Here is a 22,419-nt window from a genome sequence, read left to right as displayed (position 1 = left end):
TAAAGGCCAGACGCCAAACGCCTGGCCTTTATCCTGTGGGTGTTATGCCGCAGCCTGAGCGATCTGGGTCAGTTTTTCATCGGTACTTTTTTCTTCCGCCAGCGTCTCTGCCAGCAGCTTAGCCGCGTCCTTATAGCCGAGCTTTAACGCCATGGCGTGCAGCGTACCGTAGGTGGCAATTTCATAATGCTCCACCTTCTGTGCCGCACCAATCAGCCCGGCATCTAAAACCTCTCCCTTCTCGACGGTATCGATCAGTTCCTGGGCTTCTTCTGCCAGCCCTTCCAGCGCATGGCAGGTCATACGTTTGATTTTCACCCCTTCGGTGACGTCCACCAGCTGCTGAATGCGCTCTATTTGGCCGCGGGTTTCTTCAAGGTGTTTATTAAAGGCCGCAACAAGCGTCTCACTGGTGGCGGCGCGCGCCATTTTCGGCAGGGCTCGGGTTATCTGTTTTTCTGCACTATAAATATCTGACAGGTCATGTATAAAAAGTTCTTCTAAAGTAGTAATAGACATAATCGGCTCCGGAATAATAAATTAAGGCCAGGAATTAATATAAACTCTGACCAGCATGAAATAATAATCTCGGTAACGTAGATAATAGTAGGTGATAAAAAGACAATGCGAGGCTTATTAATTAAAATACATTATCTGAGCGATAAAAGAATAATTAAAGCGTTAATTAATCATCGGGTTATGTTTTATTATCGGCATTTATTCTTTATGTGATGCATTTAACAGAATTATCGTCAAGGTTGTCGGGGGCAATGCCTCTATCCCGCGCCTTTTACGGCATCTTGCCGGAGGTTTGTTTTCTCTTTTCACGCGTCTCGCTGGGTCTAAGGCCTGCAATCTGTTGCAAAGACTGAAAAAAATATGTTAATTCAAGCAGATATTATGCCGCTTTCCGCATTGTCGTCCATACTTATCGCAGTGATTTTGCCGCAATAAAGGAGTAATGATGGAATTTCTGGGTTGGACTGCCGCAACCGGTGGTTTATTACTGTTAATGTCGCTGGCGTCCGGGTGGATTAACCGCGGACCTATCACCACCTTTGCACTTTACCTTATCGCCGGGGTGATCTGCGGCCCCTGGGTGCTTGATCTGCTCCAGGTGGATGTCGCCGCGCATGCTGAGCTGGCCAAAAACCTGACCGAGATCGCCATGGCCGCCTCGCTGTTTATCACCGGGCTGAAGCTGCGTCTGCCTTTACGGAGTCAGGGCTGGCGCATGGGTATGCGTCTGGCGTTTCCAGGCATGCTGCTGACGGTAGGCGGCGTGACGCTGGCCGCGCATTTTCTGACCGGCCTCTCCTGGCCGCTGTCGCTGGCCTTTGGCGCAATTGTCGCACCAACGGACCCGGTGCTGGCCAGCCTGATCGCGGTTAACGATGCCCGGGATGATGATAATCTGCGCGTCTCGCTCTCCAGCGAAGCGGGCATGAACGACGGAAGCGCCCTGCCGCTGCTGATGCTGGCAATGCTGCTGCTAACCACCCAGGGCGATCTGACGCTGGCGATGTTCAGCCACTGGGCCCTGATCGATGTTTTATGGGCTATCGTCGGCGGCATCGCGATTGGCTTTCTGCTGGGACGCTTCGTCGGTCAGTATGCGACGCATTTACGTTATACCCACCAGGACGTTGCGCCTAATGACTTCCTGGCACTGGCGCTGATTGCGCTCAGCTACGCTGCGGCACAGTCACTTGATGCCTCAGGCTTTCTCGCCGCCTTTGCCGCAGGTGTCGGTCTGCGACGCGCTGAAATGCGCGTGACCCGTCGGCAGCCAGCGGATGCGTTTAAGGACAGCGATAACCGCCCCCCCGCTGAGCTGATGGTTAACCCGCATATTCGTCACGAGTCAGGCGAGCCGAACGCCGCCAGCTCCGTGGGCCTGGTAGTGGGCGATGCCCTCTCCTTTGGCGATATGATTGAAAGGCTGTTTGCCGCAGGGATTATTATCGTGCTGGGCATCACCCTGGCTCACCACTGGGATCCAGTGGGCCTGCTGATGGGGCTGCTGCTGTTTGTGGTGATTCGCCCTCTGTCGGTGTGGGTGGCCACCATTGGGATGGGTGCGCCGCGCAAGCAGAGGCTGATACTGGGATGGCTGGGTATTCGCGGCATTGGCAGTATCAACTACATTGCATGGGCTTACACCCACGGCCTGGGGGGCGATGAGGCGAACCGCATGGCCAATATGGCCTTTACGCTGATTGTTGCCAGCGTAGTGGTACACGGCATTTCCGTAACGCCGCTGGTCAACTGGCGTCAGGCTAAGGTTGACGCAGCGGCTAAAGCTGCCGCAGAGGCCGCAGAAAAAGAGAAATCGCACGGGTAAACAGATGAAAATATCAGACAGTTTTCGCGCGCACTTCCTGCGTGAGATCCTCGCGCCCCTGGTGCTGGTGCTGCTGATTACCTTTCTCGGCGCGGGCTATGCTGTCTACTGGGCCACGTCAAAAAGTAATGCCGAGGCCGCGGCGCGTCAGCACCATATTATTCAAACGTCTCTTTCCCAAAGCCTGAGAGAGATGATAATCCAGCATCGCAGCCTGGCGCTGTGGCAGCCGCTGGCGCGCCATGTGCAGCATACTCCGCCTGACCAGGCCTGGCTGGATCAGAACGTGGGCGCATGGCTTTCAGGCATGTTTGGTCATCAGCGGGTTGATATCCTGCGTCCTGACGGCCAGCCGGTCTACCTGTGGGAAAATGGCCGCAGCGTGCCCCCCGACAGCGCGATACCTGTCAGGCCGGCCGTGGCGACTGCGCTTACCGGGCTCAGCCACGCCGTTTCCGGCCTGAAAGCGCGCCGTGAAAGCGTGGGATTCGCGCTGATTGATAACCGCCCCGCTGCGCTCGCGGTGGGAACCATTGATGGCGACCCCGCCCAGCCTCGTCGCTTTGTGCTGGTCAGCATCCGCTTTCTGGACGGCGCTTTTCTCGACGCCCTGTCACAGCGCAGCCAGCTTAAGGGGCTTTACTATGCTGATAAGGCTCCTCTCCGTCATCTTACGGCTAACTACCCGCTGATAAGCCCGGCTGGCCAGCCACTCGGTTACCTGGCGTGGCAGGCAGACAGGCCGGGCACCCGGATGCTGGGCGTCATCGCCCCGCTGGTCGTAGCCGTGCTGCTGATTATTACCCTTATTTGCACGATGATGATCCGCCGCCTCTGGCTCTCCTCACTGCGGCTCTCTCAGTCGCTGCTCCAGCTCAGCGCCAGCGAAGCCCAGGCGCAGCACCTGGCCTTCCATGACGTGCTGACCGGCCTGCCAAACCGTGCGCTGGTTGAAGAGCGTCTTGCCCAGACGCTCGGCAGGCGGATGCGGGATCCTGACGGCGACAAGGTGGCGCTGCTGCTGCTGGATCTCGACCGTTTTAAACTGGTCAACGATACCTACGGTCATCATGCGGGCGATGACTTAATTATTGAGGTGGCGCAGCGGCTCACGCAGCGGGTGGGCGAACAGGATACCGTGGGGCGCCTCGGCGGCGATGAATTTGTGGTTATCCTGTCGGCCGTGGCGACCTCTGCGGAAGTAGAGAGGCTGTGTGAGCGAATAGTGGAGGATATCTCCCGCCCTTTCATCCTGCTGGGAAGTGAAACCTGGATTGGCGTCAGTATCGGCGTCATGCTGGTAAGCGGAGAGCATACCGACCGCGCCGAGATCGTGCGCAAAGCGGACATCGCGCTCTACCAGGCGAAGAGTCAGGGGCGGAGCCAGTATCAGTTCTTTGATCCCTTGATGGATGAATCCATCAAAACGCGCCTGCAGGTGGCGACCGATCTGCGTCAGGCGCTGCTGCATAAGCAGAACCTGGCGGTTTACTACCAGCCGCAGATGGATATCTCTGGTCAGAAAGTCGTTGGGCTGGAGGCACTTATACGCTGGGATCATCCGGTGCTGGGGGCCATTCCTCCCGGTGAGTTTATTCCGCTGGCGGAGGAAATGGGGCTGATTATTCAGCTCGGTGAGTGGGTGCTGCGTGAGGCCTGCCGCGTGTCACTGGCATGGCCCGATCTGCTCATTGCGGTTAATGTCTCTCCCCTGCAATTTCGCTCGCCGGGGTTCGTCGAACATTTCGAAGCGATTGTAAAGCAGGAGAATACCCTGCCTTCACGCATCGAACTGGAAATTACCGAAGGCGTGCTGATAGAAGAGAGTAAGGGCGCGAAGAAGATTATGAGCCGTCTGCGTGAAGTCGGATTCCATATTGCGCTGGACGATTTTGGCACCGGTTATTCCAGCCTTAATTACCTGAGCCATTTTTCAGTCGATAAGATCAAAATCGACCGTTCGTTTACTCAGGCGCTGGGGGTGACGGAAAACTCCATGGCGATCGTTGAGTCGGTCGTCAGGCTGGGCCAGGCGATGGGACTGGTGGTTACCGCAGAGGGGGTAGAGACCAGCAGCCAGATGGCGGCGCTGGCCGAAGCAGGCTGTAATCAGCTTCAGGGATATCTTTTTTCGCAGGCAGTACCCGAGGGCCAGATTGCAACGCTACTGGCCCGTGAGGAGGAGTAAGCCAAATCAGAAAAAGCCCAGCGGCTCGGTGCTGTAACTGATTAGCAGGTTTTTGGTTTGCTGATAGTGATCGAGCATCATTTTATGGTTTTCCCGTCCGATGCCCGATTTCTTGTAGCCACCAAAGGCCGCATGGGCGGGATAAAGATGATAGCAGTTGGTCCACACGCGTCCGGCTTTGATGCCGCGGCCCATGCGATAAGCCCGGTTGATATCCCGCGTCCAGACGCCTGCGCCCAGGCCGTAAATGGAGTCATTGGCAATAGCCAGGGCTTCAGCCTCATCTTTAAAGGTGGTAACCGCCACCACCGGCCCGAAGATCTCTTCCTGGAAAATGCGCATACTGTTATTCCCCTTCAGCAGCGTCGGCTGAATGTAGTAACCGCCTGACAGCTCTCCTTCCAGTTTCTCCACGCCGCCGCCGGTCAGCAGCTCTGCACCCTCTTTATGGGCGAGATCGAGATAGGAGAGGATCTTGTCAAACTGCTGCTGCGACGCCTGCGCGCCAACCATCGTCTCGGTGTCCATCGGATCGCCACGTTTAATCGTTTTGATGCGCTTCATCACGGCTTCCATAAAGGGCACATAGATTGACTCCTGCACCAGCGCGCGCGACGGGCAGGTACAGATCTCGCCCTGATTCAGGAAGCCCAGCACCACCCCTTCCGCCGCTTTGTCAATAAAGCCCGGTTCGGCCTGCATAATGTCTTCAAAGAAAATGTTCGGTGACTTCCCTCCCAGCTCGACGGTTGACGGGATCAGGTTCTTCGCCGCCAGCTCAAGGATATGACCGCCGGTAGCGGTAGAACCGGTGAAGGCGACTTTCGCAATGCGGGGGCTGCTCGCCAGCTCTTCACCCGCCTCGCGCCCAAAGCCGTGCACCATATTCAGCACGCCTTTAGGCAGCAGATCGCCGATCAGCTCAACAAACAGCGAAATGGAGAGCGGCGTTTGCTCGGCAGGTTTAAGGATCACGCAGTTACCCGCCGCCAGCGCCGGAGCCAGCTTCCAGGCGGCCATCAGCAGCGGAAAGTTCCATGGAATAATCTGCGCTACCACGCCCAGGGGCTCATGAAAATGATAGGCAGCAGTGAACTCATCAATCTCTGCCGCTCCCCCTTCCTGCGCGCGAATACAGCCCGCAAAGTAACGGAAATGGTCCACCGCCAGCGGCATATCGGCGGCCAGCGTTTCACGCACCGGCTTGCCGTTATCCCAGGTTTCATTGACGGCGAGATACTCCAGATTCTCCTCCAGTCGATCGGCAATTCTCAGCAGCGTCAGCGAGCGCGTCTGCACCGAGGTTTTGCCCCAGGCCTCAGCGGCGGCGTGCGCTGCATCCAGTGCCTTCTCCACATCCTGGCGGTCGGAACGTGGAAACTGCCCCACCGGGGAGCCGTTGATCGGTGAGCTATTGGAAAAATATTCGCCGTTTACCGGCGGGACAAACTCACCGTTAATATAGTTGCCGTAGTGCGACTGAAGAACGATCAGCGAATCTTTTTGGCCCGGATATGCGTAACGCATCTTCTTCTCCCCTGGGGTCGTACGCCCCGCCTTAGTTAACATTGGGATAACTTACTATTAACATTATTGCTAAGCGAGAGAATGGCAGAGCGTCACGGATGAAACTGTGATCGGGAGTGAGAATTGGCAAAATCTGGATCTAAGTGTGAAGTACCGCACAGACAAAAGGAGAAATGAATAAAGGGCGCGGATAGCGCCCCTTTCAGTCAGCCCTCAGGCAAACAGGCTGTTCTGACGATGGCGGGGCCAGAAGTTCAGCAGTAGCTGACGGGCCCAGGTGGGTTCCGCCTGGTGTGACATCAGGCTGCTCACCTCGCGCTCGCGCTGCGCGTTTTCCATGCAGGCAGTCATAATACTGCCGGTAAATTCCGGATGGAACTGTACCGATATCGCCTGCGGGCTGTAGCGGATGATCTGGCAGTCATCCAGCGCAGAGACGGCCAGAACCTGCGCCCCCGGCGGCGGCTGTAGTACCGACTGACGATGGGAAAGCCAGGCAGAAAAATGCGTCGGCAGCGCACCGAGCAGCGGATCGTGGCGATCGCCGTCAACCGTGGTGAGCTGCTGAAGCCCTCTCTCCCAGCCGCGCGGGTTATCCCCGACCTGGCCGCCGAGGGCATAAGCCATAAGCTGATGCCCGTAACAGACGCCCAGCAGGGGCAGATCGTGCTCAACCGCGCTGCGGATCCAGGCGGCGGTGCGCTCGCTCCACTCCGCATGATCGGTCACCATCGCCCAGGAGCCACTCAGTATCGCCGCCGCAACGGAGGACGGCGCAGGAAGCTCATCCCCCAGGTCGGGACGAATGACAATGTAGTCCTGTGGCTGCAAACTCAGTGCGTCCACAAACCAGTGCTGCTGCTCGCCCATCTGCGCACTGACGCGCTCGGGCGGCGTTTCGAGCTGAATAATTGCTAAGGGAAGCGAAGAAGACATAAGGTTAAGGGTTCCTTTTGGTGATCTCTGACGCACACCTGACGCAAATCTCAGGATTCCGAACCTTATCATGGCAAGCTGCCGACAGCTTGTCACATGACTTATAGTGAGAGCTAATGCAGAAAATGACATAAGGCGCTGCAGGTTGCAGCGCATCCCGAAGCATTATTTATACATCTATAAATAGCGCAAGAAAGAAGGAAACTATGGATAACCGCCTGATGACGTCCCTGTGGCTATCGCTCTGGCAGGGCTTGCATAGCAATGACGCCTCGCCGCCTGCCGTGGCGTTTACCACCGGGGAACGGCTGCAATCGGCCTGGCCGGTCACGGAGCTGGGCATCAGAGTGCTTGACCTGACGCGGATTATTGCCGGGCCGGTCGCCACGCGCTTTCTCGCTGGGCTGGGGGCTGAGATTCTGCGCCTGGATCCGCCTGGCTGGGAAGAGGCTTCCCTGGAGGAGGAGATTACCCTCGGTAAACGCTGTGCGCGTCTGAATTTGAAATCGAAAGAGGGTCGGAAAGCTTTTGAGACCCTGTTAGCGCAGGCGGACGTGCTGGTTCACGGTTTTCGTGCCGATGCGCTACCCCGGCTTGGCTATGACACCGATGAATTGCAAAGGCTATCGCCGGGACTTATCAACGTCAGCCTGAACGCCTGGGGCTGGAGTGGCCCGTGGCGCAACCGCAGGGGATTTGACAGCCTGGTCCAGATGGGCTGCGGTATCGCCGACTATGGGCGGGGAGGAGACGTAAGCACGCCGCCCTCCCCCCTGCCGGTTCAGGCGCTGGACCATGCCACGGGCTACATGATGGCAGCCTCCGTGCTGAAAGGCTTGCGGCAACGACGGCGGCATAATATCGGTTTTACCGCCCGCCTCTCGCTGGCCAGAACCGCTCTGCTACTGACCCAGCGCCCTTACCCCGTCGCTGATCGGCCCGCAGGCCTGGGCGCTGACGTACCGGGCGATCTGAATGCCGAAACTGAGATCGCCGCCCGGGGAATTGGCTATCGCCTGAACGCCCCGGTCTGGCTGCCCGGCACGCCGCTGATCTGGTCACGACCCGCCTCGCCGCTGGGGTCGTCGGCACCATGCTGGTCTAATACTTCCAGTTAGGATCACCGGCCAGCTTTTGCCTCGCTGTCTGTTCCCCAAACGGCCCCCTGTCAGGGCTGATGCAAAGGCCAGGACCCTCGCCCGATTTCAGCCTTTCCCCACCTCAGCTTTCGTTATCTTCTTCCAGTTCGTCGCGCATTGCCTGTAGCGCTTCGCGGGTGATCGCCGCCAGGGTGCGGTAAAATGCCGTTGTGGCATGGGCTTCAACCTTGCCGAGGAACTGACCGCACCACGGCAGCAGGTAGTCATCAAACAGGGTGATCTGCGCCGCAAACTCATCCGCTTCCGACTGGTCCTCCAGCCAGGAGGAGGCCAGCAGCAGCGCGCCAATATGGTCGGCCGGCGCATCACTTAGCGGCATGCCGCGGCTTTGCAGAAAGCGCCGCACCTCAGACTCATCCGGTCCGTTTTCCCAGTGCGAACCATAGGGCGGCACGCTGCACTCACTGCCCACAAACAGCGCATTGTAGTCCGTTGCCAGCGCCTGGGGATCGCTGTTCTGTTGCAGACGCAGCAGCAACTCGTCCTGCTCCAGCGGCCAGTGCTGTTGCAGCTTGCCTTCACGCAGGAGCGTGAACAGCGGAACCAGCAGGGGATCCTGAGGCTGGCGGTTATACAGCGAGCCCAGCAGGCGGCAGAGGATTGAAAATTCATTCATAGTAAGTCTCATCATAAGTAAAATGTGACAGGGTCACGTACGGACGCATTCAGTAGCCGCGCGACAGGTCGACGCGGCCTGACGGCATCTGCCCCGCCTCGCGCAGGCGGATGGCCTGTGCAATATAGTCCATCGCATCGTCAGGTAACGTTACAGCGGCATTATGGGGCGTAATGGCAATGGCCGGATGCGCCCAGAAAGGGTGCTGTGTATCCAGCGGTTCACGCGCAAAGACATCCAGCGCGGCGGCCTTTACCTCACCCGCGCCGATAGCGGCCAGCAAATCATCCTCAACCAGATGCGCGCCTCGCGCCAGATTAAGAATAAATGCCTGGGGTTTTAACTGCTGCATCAGCTTCCGGTTCAGTATACCCGTGGTCTGCGGCGTATTGGGCAGCAGATTGATCAGCACCTGACAGCCGTTCAAGAACGCGTCCAGCTGATCGTCACCGTAAAAACTGCTGACCCCGGGCAAATCCTTCGGTGAACGGCTCCAGCAGCGCACCGGGAAGCCCCAGGCCAGGAGGCTCTCCGCCACGCTGCCGCCCAGTACGCCCGCCCCCAGAATGCCGACGCCGAAGTCGCTGCGGGAATAGTTTGGTCGCGGCTGCCACAGGCTATGCGTTTTTTGCTGCTGATACTCCGTAAAGCGGCGGAACCAGCCCAGCACGTGATATACCGCGTATTCCTGCATCTGACGGGCCATGCCGGTATCTTCCAGCCGGAACAGCGGCACCCCGGCGGGCAACATAGCGGGATACTGTCTCAGCTGCGCGAGAATATCATCAACGCCTGCGCCCAGTGCGAATACGCCTTTTAACGCCGTGCGCCCCGTTAGCATCTCTACCGGCGGCTGACGTACCAGCGCATAGTCGGCGGGCGCATCGTCGCCGGGTGTCCACTGGCGAATACGCGCCTGCGGCAGGCGCTGCTGCAGACCCGCAATCCATTTATCGGCGCGAAAGGATGGGTGATAAAAAATGACGTCCACGTATGATCTCCTCTTTTTTATCAGGCTCGGGTAAAAACGCGCGGATGGCAAGCAACAATCCCGGGATACGCAAGGCATCCCAGGGTTTATCAGCGTGCGACAGCAGGCTCAATCAGCCTGCGCAACAGCGGCATAAGCATCAGCAGGATCAGCCCGACCGCCGCACTCCCCCAGCCGAGCAGGCTGAAAATATGGCTGTAGCCCGGATTAGTCAGGAGCGGCGTGCTGCCGCTGTTTTCGGGCATCAGACCTGACACGTATCCCGCCAGCACCGATGCCACGCCGGTAACCATCATCCAGCAGCCCATCATAATTCCCTGATAGCGGGCCGGAGCCAGCTTGCCGATCATTGCGTAGCCGATCGGTGAGAGCAGCAGTTCACCGATGCTTTGCAGTACATAGCTGATGACAATCCATTTAAACGCCACCTGGCCATCACCGCCCGCCAGCAGGATCCCCAGCGGCAGTACCAGCATCCCCAAACCAATAAAGAACAGCGATGAGGCAAACTGCAGGGGGATGTCAATGCGCCAGCCGCGCTCGCGCAGATTGCGGAAGCCCAGCGCCAGCAGCGGCCCGCCGATAACAATCACCAGCGTATTGATATTTTGTACCCACTGAGGAGCAATCTTTATGCCGTAAACGTTCAGGTTGATATTGTGCTCGGTAAACAGCATCAGTCCCATGGGGGCCAGCTGATACAGCGTCCAGAATACCAGCGAACCCAGCGCCAGAATCAGCCAGGCCGTCATTTTACGCTGCTCCTCGCGCGGCCTGTGGCGCAGAGTGGTAAACGCCAGCAGCAGGAAAATAATCACCCCCAGCCCGATGACAAAAGCGCCGGTAAAGCTGGCGTGGGTTAGCATTAGCCGCACAAGTGGCACCAGCACCGCCAGAATGATCGCTCCTCCCACCATCCGCAGCCTGAACTGGCTTTTACTGACGTGCAGCAGCGGCGTGTCAATATCTGCCAATATTTTCCAGCACAGCAGCGAAATGACGATGGCGACCATATTGCCCAGGGTGGCGAACAGGAACAGCGAATGATAATGCTCGCTCAGCTGAAAGTAACCTGCGCCGGTAAAGCCCAGAAAGAAGCCGAGATTCATCCCGGCATAGTTCCAGAGAAAAGCGGTCTCGCGGCGGTTATCCTCAGGTTTAAAACGCTGGGTAAGCATCATATTAATGCAGGTGACGTTCAGGCCGCTGCCGGTCAGGAACATCGCCAGCCCCCAGTACAGCCCTTCTGCGGTTTGCCCGGCGAGCACCCAACAGCCGATAACCTGTAAAAGCATACCCAGCACAAAGAGAATACGGTTGCTGAGGAAGCGTCCGCCAAGATAGCCCCCGAACAGGTGCAGCCCGTAGTTGAAAGCGCCAAAAACGCCCATCATGGCGTTGGCCTGCCCTTCGCTAAATCCCAGACGTTTGGTGGCGTAGAGCACCAGGGTCGAATAGAGCACGGCAAAGCCGAGGGTGGCGAAGATCTGAATAAAGAACAGCGCCCCGGTGCCACGAATGGCGGCGGTATCAGTATATTTAGCAGCGGTATTCACAACAGCCCTCATGATTATCTGATGCAGAAAAGTGCATCATTATGCACAGAGCGCCGCATAATTACCTTTATGGATGCGGACTTTTCATGATTTATCCGGCTATTTGCCTGTTTAAGCAGCAACATGCTGTAAAACTGACTAAACGAACGGGAAATTTCACAAAGGGAGTTGACCCTGCCCCGGCTTTTACCTACATTAGCGCCCAGGCACAGTGTGCCAGCAAAAATACGGTGAGGTGTCCGAGTGGCTGAAGGAGCACGCCTGGAAAGTGTGTATACGGCAACGTATCGAGGGTTCGAACCCCTCTCTCACCGCCATATTAAATGAGAAAGCCTGAGCGAAAGCTCAGGCTTTTTCGTTGCTAATCTATAATTTAAATTGTGTATATGCCTGTTTTTGAAATGTTCACTCCAATAACGGAGACAGGCAAATGAACGATGAAAAGAAACTTAAAGCCCTCTCGGCTAAACTGGCTAAAAGCCCTCAAACCAAAGCCGGCCTTAACCAGTTTTTACGTATGCTTATTAAGCTTACCATCGAAACAGCCCTGAATGCTGAACTGACTGACGACTACCCCAAAAAATGGAGTATGCCAATCAGGAACTGGCAATGGGCCGTTTTATCATCGAGTTCGGTGACCGCCTGAGCGATCACCTGTAATAGAGTGGCAGTGACACAAAGTTATTTACAGGGTCTGGGAACAGAATATTTTAAAACCAGTTCCGCCATTTACCGGGCACTGGTGCTCGCCTCGCCAACATTTCCGGGACTAAGCTAATCATCTCAGGCTTTATATCCGCATGATAAACATGTGCTTCCGAAAGATAGTTGACCCCCTGAACGCTATCAGATGCTTCACTCATACTATTTCTCAGTAATGTCGAATCATCAAAGAAGTTCGCAAGCCCTGATCGGTTGTCCCACATATTATCAATAAGGGAACTTCCTCTAACTCTTCCGCCTCTGATCATATATAAATTGCCTCTTCCACTAAGTGATGCTGTATTAAAACGAATAGCCCCCTCCAGACGCTCTGCAACAATCAAGGCCGGCTGGCTTCCAATCATACTTCTACCACCCGTTCCGGTAAAATCTGTCGATGGTCTGAATCCATATTTCAATATGTGATCAGGGGACGTTAGATCAGCGCGATAAAGAGGACGCCGAAAGCCACCATTTCTTTCAAGTAAACCTACTTCATTTAAAAGTGTGCCAGTACCAGCTTCTACAACATCCCCCCCTCCTCTCAGCCGCAGAGGGCCCCCTCCCACACTCTGTGCTCTCGTCAATCTTCTCACGCCTGATGCAGACAGCAGGGCACCGCCAGCAGCCAGCCCCATTGCCATGGACGTCCAGCCCAATACAGAGGAGGCCTCCGGGTGACTATCTTCCAGCGTAATAGCGGCCAGCGCCGTAGCGTCCGCCGCCACGCCCAGTCCACCAGCAACAAGCGTCGTAGTGGAGGCCGCACCAACTGCCGCCATAATACCTCCCGCCGCCGCTATCGCCAGTCCGCCGGAAAGCAACGCGGCCCACAACCCGGCAACGGTGAAAGCGGCCGACAGCACGCCCCATAAATAATCCGGCCGCCCCAGATGCCCTGATGGGTCAGTGAAATTCACCGGATCACCCGCGCAGTACGCGTAAGGGTTTATTCCTCCACTTCCGAATGGACTCATACTGTCCGGACAGGTAAAGCGCATCAGCGCTGGGCTGTAAGCCCGGTAGCCGTTGCCCAGATGATACACTCTCGTTAGCGGGTCAGGATGCTCGCCGTTAAATCCTGGCAGGCCGTCTACGGCTTTTCCGCTGCCGTACGGTATTCTGCCGTGCAGTTCTGCATCCTTCTGGCTGACATCGCGGGACCATAACAGGCTGCCGTGCTGGTCGCCTGCCGTCAGGGTCAGCCTGTCTCCGTCGCTGACTCCCACACAGGCGTGTCCGGTTTTAATCAGACGTACGTTTTTATTCTCCTGCACCCGGGTTTCGTTAACCCGCTCGCCGCCCCGATAGTAAAGCTGACAGGAGTCCGTCGCACTGACGCTCTGGCTGACCAGCCGGCCCAGGGCATCATAGCCGTAGCCACCGGAGACGCTATTTCCGCTGACGCTGACCAGCCTGCCGAGGACATCATATGCGAGCGTTCTACCCGCCTCGTCCTGCGTCATGCGCCCTTCTGCGTCGTAGTTCAGCGTGACGGTTTGCGGATATTTATCATGCGTGTGCGTCACCGATGTTAGTTGCGTTGGGTCATTGCTGTTCGTGTAGCAATATGTTGCTGTATCGCTGCCATCGTCTGCCAGCGTGGTAATGACGGTTATGAGGTTGTTCAGGGCATCATACTGATATGTTTGCGCCTTTATGTCACAATCGTAAGCATCCTGCGGCAAACTCACCCCCAGGACCTTATATGTGACCAGACGGTTACGGGCGTCATAAGTATATGCCTCCTTCCTCACCGTCATTCCGCCCCACTGCGTGACACGCTCCGTCACCAGGCTGTTCAAGGTCCAGCCCTGAGTAACCGTCAGCGTATGAGAGGTCTTGCCGTCGGTGATGGTTCTCACGGTCTCCCGGCTGGCGTCATCATACGTCAGCGCGGTGGTGAACGTGACCTTCGTTGCCTGGTCCGTCACAGTGTACGAACTCAGCCGCCCCAGAGGATCGTATTGCAGGTCAGTTGTCAGGTCATTATCTTTTGTTTTGATAAGTCGCCCTGAGTTGTCCCGCTCGTAGTTCGTCTCTTTTCCGGTAATATCTGTGTATCTGTCTACCGCCCCGGCCAGGGTGCGGACATAACCGGCCTCCCGGATAGTACCGGCCTGAGTAAATTTTTCGGTTTTCAGGCTACCGGATGGGTACAGGATATGCTCTGTCGTCGTACTGCCTTCTGTCGCCGTCAGCAGGCTTTCGGTGCCCGGATCCCAGATGAATGCCTGCCTCAGCTCGTCCGCAGTCATGCTGCTGACGATGTCACCCAGCTCGGGGATACAGGTGTAAGCCACTTTTTTCCCTGATGGCAGGGTGACAGAGGCGGGCACCGACGACATACCGCTGTAGGTAAACATGGTGGTCCGGCCACCGCTGACCCGTAACGTCAGGCGCCCGAGGCCGTCAAATGTCTGCGTTCCCAGGATCCAGGTTTTTATCCGACCATCAGCGTCCGTTCCGGTCACACTGATGCTGACCACCTCCTTGCCGGTAAGGTGTGGCGCATACAGACGCCTGATGACGGTGCCGTCGGGCAGGGTTTGAGCCAGTACCCGTCCAAATGCGTCATAAGTATATTGTGTTCGCCTGCCGTTTTCGTCCGTTACCTGCCGCAGCTGACCCGCGCCGTCCCACTCAAAGTTCCGCTCGGCTGCAAAACCGTTCCCTGTGATTTTTTCCCGGCGCGGCAGATAATTTTTTTTGTCCAGTTCGGTGAAGCGCGTCGTCGTGTCGAGGTTTATACTGCCAATGCTGCCCTTAGCAAAATCGGCCTGCGTCAACTTCACCGGGTCATGGGTCTGCCTGACCAGCACGCCATCAGATGAGCTCGTGTCCCGCAGGTTGCCCCAGCCGTCATACTCAAATACGGTGCGGAAAATATACTGCTCTTCCGGTGCACTGGTCAGCCAGTCACTGGCCGCGCCGTATGTCACCTCACCCGTTGTATCATAATTCTGCGACGACACTTCAAACCATCGTTTCGAATTATCAGTATCCAGGCGTTCCCGTCCGATTTCCCGGCCTGCGCCGTCAAACCGGAGCCGAATCTGATTACCTGCAGGGCCGGTTTCGGTGGTCACCGGCCCGCGGCTGTCAATGGCATACGACCATACGGATTTCTGCTCATATGGCGTTTCGGGGGCTGATGTGCAGGTCAGTACGCGACCAGCCCTGTCGTATGTGTAATTCACCGTCACGCCCCGGGCGTCACTTTTTGACAACAGCAGGCCCAGAACGGAGTGTCGCAGGCTGGAACAGGTGATTGACAAACCATCATGCGTGGTAAGGGTTGCGGACTGGAACAGCCCGGCATCCCGGGATTCATAGGAAAAGACTTCCGTGCGGCTATATGATGCAGCGTCCGCCTTTTCAGCATCAGGCGTCAGGGTGATTATCCGCTTTTTTTCCCTGCCACAGGCCACGGGATTACCCAGGTCGTCATAATATTCACGGGAGACAACGACCCTCACACTGCCGGAAGTTTCCGTTACCCTGTCGCCCGCCACGAAGTAACCGTTGTTTAATATATTCTGCCGCTTTTTCCATGTATGTATCTCAACGGTAACGGGTTCATCCCCCCTGATCCTGAGGGGGGTGACCGTTTTTCTTTTCAGGTAGCGGGTGAAGCCGTGAGGATCTGCCGGGCAGAAATCTCCTTCACCCTGAGCCGGATAGTAAACATATTCCGTGATGGTGCCGTCCGGCGCAGTCTGGCGCAGCGGGTTTCCCGATTCGTCAAACTGCCAGCGTGTGATACGCGTCCGGGTACCACTGTCATCCTGCCAGGTCTCGGTCTTCATGCACGGCAGCAGATACTGACGGGGCTGCTCATTCAGTTTCGCACCGGAACTGGCAGGATATGCCGTGGTGATGGTGTACGTTTTTCCATCCCTGAGCGCACTTTCAGATACCTGCAGATGGAAGCTGTTGTAGCGCCGCGTCACCGCACAGAGCACGCGTCTGCCGCTGGCGTCCAGAATATTTTCCGTCGAGCCGTAAAAGTAACCCGGGCTCAGGGGAAGTGTCAGGCCGAGATCCATATCAGGCTGCCATTCCGCATGGGGGCCAGGCCTATTTCTGCCAAGATAATTTTCCTCCGTCCACATCCATCGCGTTTCCGTCCTGGCCTGTTCCCCACCGGGTTCAATGATATGGGTGGACACGCGGGGCAGTGGAGCCAGACCCATACCATCCGGAAATGCCATACCTTCGGAATAGGGGTATACCACCTTCTGCCTCAGCCCCGTAGGGGATTCCATACCGGTGAGAAACCGGGGTTCCCGCTTCGTCTCGTAGGGATTAAGTACGTCATAGGAAAACTTCCAGACCAGCTCAGGAGTATCAGCGTGGCTGGTTACGCTCCGGAGCACCCCATCCCCGAGGCTGAAAACGATATCATATCCGTACGCCGAACTGTCTGGCAGCACCCTGAAGGTCGTGACGGCGGACTTCGCATCTGGATAGACCACACTGCACAGGAGGATCTTCTTTTCCTCTTTCCACTCACTCACACCTGACAGGCGATATTTGGTATATATCCTCTCCCAGCCAAGTTCTAGCCGCCGCCCTCCGGGGTCTTCAATACGCGTTGTATAAGCCATGGAGTCCAGTATCGTAAGGGTTTCAACGAGGCCGGACTTATGAATAATTTGATATCTCGCGCCAGGATCATCCGTCTTTTTAAAGATAAAACTCCTGAACCTCTGCTGTATGACGGCATTACCACTGCTGCTGATGCGATACTCTTCACCGGTTGAAAGGTACAGCTTACGAGCCCGGCTGTCATAACGGCTGAGGTTCAGGGTAAATCCCCGGCCAAACCCCTCATCTTCGGATGACAGAGGAGAGTAACTCAGATTCAGTGCCAGGCAAGGCCCGGCAAGATCCCCGGTGCGCAGACTGATCAGTGGCAGACTGACGTTAAACAGCCCCGTGCGCGGATTCACGCCGCCCTTAATGGCGCTGATAAAGTTTCCGGCAGCGGAATAGAATGAAGGTGACGACACAGATAAGTACTCCTCAGAAAATGATAACGGGTCCGATCCTGCCCCAGGTTAATGGAACTGACCGGACTGATAATGGAAATGCCAACCCCCTCCCTGGAGTGCTGTGCATCACAAGGCAGCACAGCACGGTCGCAGAGGCGCTCAGTCCTTCTTGTTATTCAGAAAAAAACACGATGGGAAGTCCGACAAATAAGTGGTAGACGCGATGACAGAGCCGGCTTCATTGCGAAACGTTACACAGATGCTGGCGTTTTCACTGAACTCAGCCACGTCAACTCCGATGAGATTGGTATTGTTCTTATATAACTTGCCGACCACTATAAATTCACAGTTATCCGGGTTTTTTTCCAGCACTCCCAGCGTGAACCTCCTGTTATCCAGGTAGTCACAGAGGATGATATTTTTAGCCTTTACAGCGTCTTCTACTTCTCCCGCCGTTACCTCAATGTCATTGCCACTTTCGTCCGTCACCCTGAAAACAATATAAAACCGATTGATTTTGTCCGCATGTCCCCGTCCGCCAAACTCGTCGACGACAGCAAGCTGGCTAATATATTTAACTTTTTCAATAAAGCTCATAGTCCCTCCGGCACCAGCCGTATTCAATCCTGCATATAGAAATTATCTGCCAGCCCGCAGCTGCTGTAACGGGCATCCGTGTTAAACGTTACCGGGAATACATCAAAATCAATCCTGTATCCGAACTCAAAAAGCAGCGAATCCAGCTGGCTTTTAATGCCTTTCACCAGCGCATCCACCACCCAGCCACCAAATACCCAGAAAACCAGAGCGGCCGTGTCGTGTGTATCACAGTGAAAAGTGGGCCGGTTGACATCTTCAAGACTGAGCGTGTAGTGGCCCCCCGTCTCAGTTAACCGCAAGGTATAAATGCCGGATAAGTCAAATGACACATAACTGCTGTAAGAGACCACGTCGCAGCGACCGCTGGCGTTATTGAGGATGATCCTGTTATCCAGCACCTCAACGTTAAGGCTGTTAAAATAAGGGGTATAGCCATCCAGACTGTTTAACGAAATGCTGCCATTGTTTTTGATTACGTTATCGTCGTTGAGTAAAAACTGGCTGATATTAGAACCTTCAAACACGCCAGGCAGCCCCGCAAGCACAACGTGCTTCATAAACGTACGCTGAGACAGCATAAATCCGATGCTGCCGCCTTCCCGTATAAGCTCTGAATCAAAAATCAGTTGAAGGGAGTTCGTAGGTGGAGGAGAGGGATTATCTGCCAGTACGCCCAGCACAGCCATACAGCCCAGCGCCCCTTTTGTTTTTTCATTGTAGGCATACTGCAGCAGATGCAGTTTCAGCCATGAGACATCGCTCCCTGCTGAAATATCCATAATTTCGGCGAAGATGAACGCAAGTTTATCCTGACCGGCGACCAGCATATCCGCCATCATGCGGCAGTACATCTGAGGAATAATGGAATCTGAAGTCGGGAACAACTGGTTTGTATCAGGGTTGAGCACTACAACGCTGCCATCACCTGCCGTAGGAGAGGTTGCATCCACACGGGCAAAATTAAACTTCAGGTGAGTGGTATCGTCGTCAGCTCCCGCGTTAACAAATGCCAGTTCCACCTGAAGCTTCGGGCACAGCCCGTCAACGGGTGCGTCAACATGCCTGCCGAGAATATTCGCCTCCATTTTTCCGGTACTGACAGATGTAATAATATTAATCCGCTGCGCATCCCCGCCCGGCACAATTTCCCAGCCAGCAAACTCACCGGAAATTTTATTGCCTTCAACATCAGACCAGATGAACTGACCAAATGCTTCGCGGGACGCGGTTTTCAGCTTCTTGTTCAGCTCAGCACATGACACGGCGCAAACCATGTCCCAATTGTAAATATCCATGATATGCTCCCTATTTAAGTTCAAGTCCGATAACGAAGCTGTCGGCCAGGGATGCAGATTTCAGTTCCGTATTGTTTATACCGGGCCAGACGCTGGTGCCGGTTATGCTTCGGGCAAAATTGTGAAAAGAAGGCACATCGCTGTAATTGCTTTTATATATCTGTTTCATTATTTCCGGCGTCACGCCCCCCAGGGTGAGAACCCCGCTCAGTGAACCAAATATTTTGGTATAATTAAAAAGGGTTACGGCTCGGGTGGATTTCCCGGCAGCAATCTCTAAAACGGCTACAGCGACTTCTTCTTCATTGATCAGATTATCCAGATCATCCTGCTCAATTTGTGTAATATCGAATAGGGTCATTTCTTCAGCAACATCTTCAACTATAGTGGTCGCTGCCCTTGTTGCTACCCAGCCAGCCATCGCAGTCCCAAGGGAGAAAATAGCGGCCAACCCAGCAACAATATCCATCGTGAGTTCAATCACATTCACCCAACTGTCAAATTTGCATGAGCAGGAAACCTGTGCGCTCCCCAGTCCGCCCCCGTCCGGTACAAAAACAGGCTGCCCGCTGGCATTTTTTTCCACTTTGTACCTGAAATTCTGCTCCACGGACATGTAAGCAGTGACGCCGGGTTTGGGGCGGTGATGTGCCCCTAAAATGCTGAGATGAATGAAATCGGACTGCAAATCAAGGATAAAACTGTTCTTCGGCAGCGTGGGAGAGAAGGTGTTTCCATTACCGTCATCAAAATCCTGCCAGACCATCTCCCTGGTGTTGCTCAGGGACAGGCCGGTATCGCTGAGGGTAAAGTCTTTTTCGCTGGAGCCTTTTACAACGCTGACTGCAGCCTTGAGCAGCATATGCTTCACAAACGTGGCCTTACTGATAACCAGCGCCAGGTTCCCGCCAAATTTTTTTACCAGGTCAAGCGCATGAATATCGATACTCTGCTGAAGGTTGCTGGTATCCGTCTTACCGTCAATCAGCGTCAGCACGCCAAATCCGGTTGTATTACCGTCCAGTGAGCTGTTGGCCGCATAGCTATAGGCAGAAGGGTAAAGCCACTGGAAGTCACTATTCCCAGCCTCCAGGCCTAAAAGAATGACCGAGAAAATCTGTCCGAATTGGTTGACATTGTCGTTGAACCACTCGTGGAATAAATCCGGCACAACTGAAGAAAGCCCGTCCTTGCTCATATCAGGGCCGGTAAAATGATACTCGGTAACAACCACCGTATTATTGGCATCAATCATTAGCTGATGGCACAGAGTGTACTCTGTAATTTTATCCTCCCCCGACGCCCATTTATCGGGACTGGTCTGGATACCTTTCAGCAACACTTCTATTTCAACGTATGAAGCATCACTTCCGTCATTAACGTTTACTTCTTTACCTGCATATTTAACGGAGCCGTTGCTGATTTCACACCGGATATTAATCTTTCCGCCACTGGCATTATTGCTTATCTCCCATTTACCCCATTTTCCGACAAGGTCAATCTCAGTACCTAAAACACTGTCACTGGCCGAAAATTCAGGCGGATAAAGCCTGTCGGTATTAATAATTGCATTCATGGTATTCAGGTCGGTGATGCTGGCTACGTCCCATCCGGCGGTTGATATATCAGTCATGGTTGTTTCCTTTTTTTTAAATTAAACTCAGAGGTGCAACATTCAGAGCCTCAAATGTTATCATCGTGCTATGCAAAAGGGAGTCATCTTACCAGCGACAATAACTTGCCGGCATAATAATATCGGCCGCATTAACTTCTCTGCATGAATATATAAATAGCACACCTCACTCATATAAACCCCTTATTTCATGATAACTATCGGGTTATAATATTTTTTCAACAGGCGTTTCAGGCTGATAATAACTCACAATTTGGGCTCAGGGCTGTGTTCTCCGGATTGAAAAAAGGTAATTCCGAAAAGTGAATGCATCAAAATTACATCAACCTGCCACGAAAAAGGAAAAAAACCTCTATAATTATCCGGTCAATAATGCAACTGCATTCACATTATTTTATTTTTTTTGGGGGCTATCCGCTAACCATTTTCTTCATGGCGGTAAGTAACCTCCTGAAGCTAAATTATTATTCAACCGTTTACTTAAGCTGAGGCAGTCGGAAAGAGGGTCTGTATAAGACGTTTTCTTATATTTATCTTAAAACTCAGAGTATGTTCTCATTTTAATGCAATACCGAGGACAAACTGTCTGCCAGAAGAGCGCACACAGGTTCAGCGTTGCTACTCCTGGAAATATCGCTGTATAAACGGACGACCCGGCTGAGGGCTTGCGGCCTCACATTAACGCTTAGTAAAGAAATACGCCGCACCTGAAATGAATCCTTTAACAGCAGCGCTTAAAATAATTTTCGGTTGGTAAACAGGCGCCTGGCGGATAGCGCACCAGCGGCTTAAGCAGATAGAATAAAAGGGAAAAATTTTTCTTGACCGGCGGGGTGTGACTCCCTATAGTAGCGCCCCGTTGCCCTCTGGGGCAAGGCAGTAAAAAAATACGGTGAGGTGTCCGAGTGGCTGAAGGAGCACGCCTGGAAAGTGTGTATACGGCAACGTATCGAGGGTTCGAACCCCTCTCTCACCGCCACATTAAATGAGAAAGCCTGAGCGAAAGCTCAGGCTTTTTTGTTGTCTGCTTATAGCCGTTTAGCCGTAGGCCACCAGCGTACGCTGGCACAGCTGCGAGCGCACGCAATCCTCTTTACCAAAACGTACCACGCCAATCATGTCATCCTCCACAAAGCGGGACAGCGCATCGCTCAGGCCGGACTGCACATGGGACGGCAAATCACACTGGGTAATATCGCCGTTGACGATAACGGTTACGTTTTCCCCGAGGCGCGTCAGGAACATTTTCATTTGGGCGGCGGTGACGTTCTGCGCCTCATCGAGGATCACCACGGCATTTTCAAAGGTGCGTCCGCGCATATAGGCAAAGGGGGCTATCTCCACCTTGCCGATTTCGGGTCGCAGGCAATACTGCATAAAGGAAGAGCCGAGACGTTTAACCAGAACGTCATAGACGGGCCGGAAGTAAGGGGCGAATTTCTCAGCAATGTCACCCGGCAGGAAACCCAAATCTTCATCTGCCTGCAACACCGGTCGCGTAACGATAATCCTGTCAACATCCTTGTGGATCAGGGCCTCTGCCGCTTTGGCGGCGCTTATCCAGGTTTTGCCGCAGCCCGCTTCGCCGGTGGCAAAGATCAGCTGCTTGCTTTCTATGGCTTTAAGATAGTGCGCCTGAGCCTCATTTCGGGCTTCAATCGGCGAATGGTCGCGGGTATCTCGCGCCATGCCAATCGCGTCCAGCCCACCCATTTGCACCAGCGAGGTGACCGACTCTTCCTCGCGCTGACGGTGACTGCGCGAATCGCTACGCAGTACGCGTTTAGCTTCACGGCGCGCTTTGATCACTGCTTTCTGTCTTCCCATAGTGGCACCTTACAGTTGGTTTCATCTCCCGCATCAGAATGTCAGAT

General features: G+C 54.7%; 13 protein-coding genes, 2 tRNA genes and 2 pseudogenes. 6 read left to right on the top strand and 11 right to left on the bottom strand.

From position 1 onward, the window contains the following. Positions 1 to 42: 42 nt before the first annotated feature. Positions 43 to 519, bottom strand: coding sequence for a YciE/YciF ferroxidase family protein (locus tag AC4PCC_RS08980; protein WP_067701013.1), 477 nt, complete (start codon positions 517 to 519; stop codon positions 43 to 45). A 445-nt stretch (positions 520 to 964) separates the two neighbouring features. On the opposite strand from AC4PCC_RS08980, the gene AC4PCC_RS08975 reads away from it, so the two are divergent. Beyond that, positions 965 to 2,344, top strand: coding sequence for a cation:proton antiporter (locus AC4PCC_RS08975; RefSeq protein WP_492127477.1), 1,380 nt, complete (start codon positions 965 to 967; stop codon positions 2,342 to 2,344). Between the two features lie 4 nt (positions 2,345 to 2,348). After that, the gene (locus AC4PCC_RS08970; RefSeq protein ID WP_492127138.1) at positions 2,349 to 4,532 is read left to right on the top strand and encodes a putative bifunctional diguanylate cyclase/phosphodiesterase; all 2,184 of its coding nucleotides are present in this window, start codon (positions 2,349 to 2,351) and stop codon (positions 4,530 to 4,532) included. A gap of 6 nt (positions 4,533 to 4,538) precedes the next feature. Here the strand turns inward: AC4PCC_RS08970 and exaC are convergent, their stop codons facing one another. Both exaC and AC4PCC_RS08960 read right to left on the bottom strand, forming a co-directional pair. Continuing rightward, positions 4,539 to 6,059 carry an acetaldehyde dehydrogenase ExaC gene (gene exaC / locus AC4PCC_RS08965; RefSeq protein ID WP_492127137.1) on the bottom strand — a complete coding sequence of 507 codons (1,521 nt, stop codon included), beginning with the start codon at positions 6,057 to 6,059 and terminating at the stop codon, positions 4,539 to 4,541. Positions 6,060 to 6,272: 213 nt separating this feature from the next. Then, the gene (locus AC4PCC_RS08960; protein ID WP_492127136.1) at positions 6,273 to 6,995 is read right to left on the bottom strand and encodes a glutamine amidotransferase; all 723 of its coding nucleotides are present in this window, start codon (positions 6,993 to 6,995) and stop codon (positions 6,273 to 6,275) included. A gap of 293 nt (positions 6,996 to 7,288) precedes the next feature. Between AC4PCC_RS08960 and AC4PCC_RS08955 the strand changes: the two are divergent. Further along, positions 7,289 to 8,113 (top strand): annotated as a pseudogene (locus AC4PCC_RS08955) (CoA transferase); the annotation flags it as partial. Positions 8,114 to 8,216: 103 nt separating this feature from the next. Here the strand turns inward: AC4PCC_RS08955 and AC4PCC_RS08950 are convergent. From AC4PCC_RS08950 to AC4PCC_RS08940, 3 genes are all read right to left on the bottom strand, one after another. Next, positions 8,217 to 8,771: a TorD/DmsD family molecular chaperone gene (locus AC4PCC_RS08950; RefSeq protein WP_492127135.1), complete on the bottom strand. Its 555-nt coding sequence runs from the start codon at positions 8,769 to 8,771 to the stop codon at positions 8,217 to 8,219. Positions 8,772 to 8,820: 49 nt separating this feature from the next. Next, positions 8,821 to 9,762, bottom strand: a complete 942-nt coding sequence (gene ghrA / locus AC4PCC_RS08945) for a glyoxylate/hydroxypyruvate reductase GhrA (protein WP_492127134.1) — start codon at positions 9,760 to 9,762, stop codon at positions 8,821 to 8,823. 89 nt (positions 9,763 to 9,851) lie between these two features. Beyond that, a complete protein-coding gene (locus AC4PCC_RS08940; protein WP_492127133.1) occupies positions 9,852 to 11,318 on the bottom strand; it encodes a peptide MFS transporter in 1,467 nt (488 codons plus the stop codon). Between the two features lie 229 nt (positions 11,319 to 11,547). Here AC4PCC_RS08940 and AC4PCC_RS08935 point away from each other — a divergent pair. Continuing rightward, a tRNA-Ser gene (locus AC4PCC_RS08935) sits at positions 11,548 to 11,635 on the top strand. A gap of 113 nt (positions 11,636 to 11,748) precedes the next feature. Next, positions 11,749 to 11,886 (top strand): annotated as a pseudogene (locus AC4PCC_RS08930) (IS256 family transposase); the annotation flags it as partial. A gap of 142 nt (positions 11,887 to 12,028) precedes the next feature. On the opposite strand, the gene AC4PCC_RS08925 reads toward AC4PCC_RS08930, so the two are convergent. The 4 genes from AC4PCC_RS08925 to AC4PCC_RS08910 all read right to left on the bottom strand — a co-directional run bounded on the left by AC4PCC_RS08925 (position 12,029) and on the right by AC4PCC_RS08910 (position 20,488). Next, a complete protein-coding gene (locus tag AC4PCC_RS08925) occupies positions 12,029 to 17,035 on the bottom strand; it encodes an RHS repeat domain-containing protein (protein ID WP_492127132.1) in 5,007 nt (1,668 codons plus the stop codon). A gap of 141 nt (positions 17,036 to 17,176) precedes the next feature. Next, on the bottom strand, positions 17,177 to 17,614 hold the full coding sequence (locus AC4PCC_RS08920) for a hypothetical protein (RefSeq protein ID WP_492127131.1): 438 nt from the start codon (positions 17,612 to 17,614) through the stop codon (positions 17,177 to 17,179). A 23-nt stretch (positions 17,615 to 17,637) separates the two neighbouring features. Continuing rightward, positions 17,638 to 18,912 carry a TULIP family P47-like protein gene (locus AC4PCC_RS08915; RefSeq protein ID WP_492127130.1) on the bottom strand — a complete coding sequence of 425 codons (1,275 nt, stop codon included), beginning with the start codon at positions 18,910 to 18,912 and terminating at the stop codon, positions 17,638 to 17,640. A 10-nt stretch (positions 18,913 to 18,922) separates the two neighbouring features. Next, entirely contained in the window at positions 18,923 to 20,488 is a 1,566-nt protein-coding gene (locus AC4PCC_RS08910; protein WP_492127129.1) for a TULIP family P47-like protein, read from the bottom strand. 948 nt (positions 20,489 to 21,436) lie between these two features. Here AC4PCC_RS08910 and AC4PCC_RS08905 point away from each other — a divergent pair. Beyond that, a tRNA-Ser gene (locus AC4PCC_RS08905) sits at positions 21,437 to 21,524 on the top strand. A gap of 59 nt (positions 21,525 to 21,583) precedes the next feature. Here AC4PCC_RS08905 and phoH read toward each other — a convergent pair. Continuing rightward, the gene (gene phoH, locus AC4PCC_RS08900; protein WP_492127128.1) at positions 21,584 to 22,372 is read right to left on the bottom strand and encodes a phosphate starvation-inducible protein PhoH; all 789 of its coding nucleotides are present in this window, start codon (positions 22,370 to 22,372) and stop codon (positions 21,584 to 21,586) included. Between the last annotated feature and the right edge of the window lie 47 nt (positions 22,373 to 22,419).

This window comes from Erwinia sp. L03-1 (genome assembly GCF_058686115.1).
The sequence above is the reverse complement of the archived record's forward strand: the minus strand, read 5'-3'. Positions and strand labels throughout refer to the sequence as shown.

What these genes read in the sequence shown, in the direction of transcription:
- AC4PCC_RS08960 (WP_492127136.1), bottom strand. Translation starts at nt 6,995, where the DNA reads ATGTCTTCTTCGCTTCCCTTAGCAATTATTCAGCTCGAAACGCCGCCC.
- AC4PCC_RS08975 (WP_492127477.1), top strand. Translation starts at nt 965, where the DNA reads ATGGAATTTCTGGGTTGGACTGCCGCAACCGGTGGTTTATTACTGTTA.
- AC4PCC_RS08910 (WP_492127129.1), bottom strand. Translation starts at nt 20,488, where the DNA reads ATGAATGCAATTATTAATACCGACAGGCTTTATCCGCCTGAATTTTCG.
- exaC (WP_492127137.1), bottom strand. Translation starts at nt 6,059, where the DNA reads ATGCGTTACGCATATCCGGGCCAAAAAGATTCGCTGATCGTTCTTCAG.
- AC4PCC_RS08970 (WP_492127138.1), top strand. Translation starts at nt 2,349, where the DNA reads ATGAAAATATCAGACAGTTTTCGCGCGCACTTCCTGCGTGAGATCCTC.
- phoH (WP_492127128.1), bottom strand. Translation starts at nt 22,372, where the DNA reads ATGGGAAGACAGAAAGCAGTGATCAAAGCGCGCCGTGAAGCTAAACGC.
- AC4PCC_RS08950 (WP_492127135.1), bottom strand. Translation starts at nt 8,771, where the DNA reads ATGAATGAATTTTCAATCCTCTGCCGCCTGCTGGGCTCGCTGTATAAC.
- AC4PCC_RS08980 (WP_067701013.1), bottom strand. Translation starts at nt 519, where the DNA reads ATGTCTATTACTACTTTAGAAGAACTTTTTATACATGACCTGTCAGAT.
- AC4PCC_RS08915 (WP_492127130.1), bottom strand. Translation starts at nt 18,912, where the DNA reads ATGGATATTTACAATTGGGACATGGTTTGCGCCGTGTCATGTGCTGAG.
- AC4PCC_RS08920 (WP_492127131.1), bottom strand. Translation starts at nt 17,614, where the DNA reads ATGAGCTTTATTGAAAAAGTTAAATATATTAGCCAGCTTGCTGTCGTC.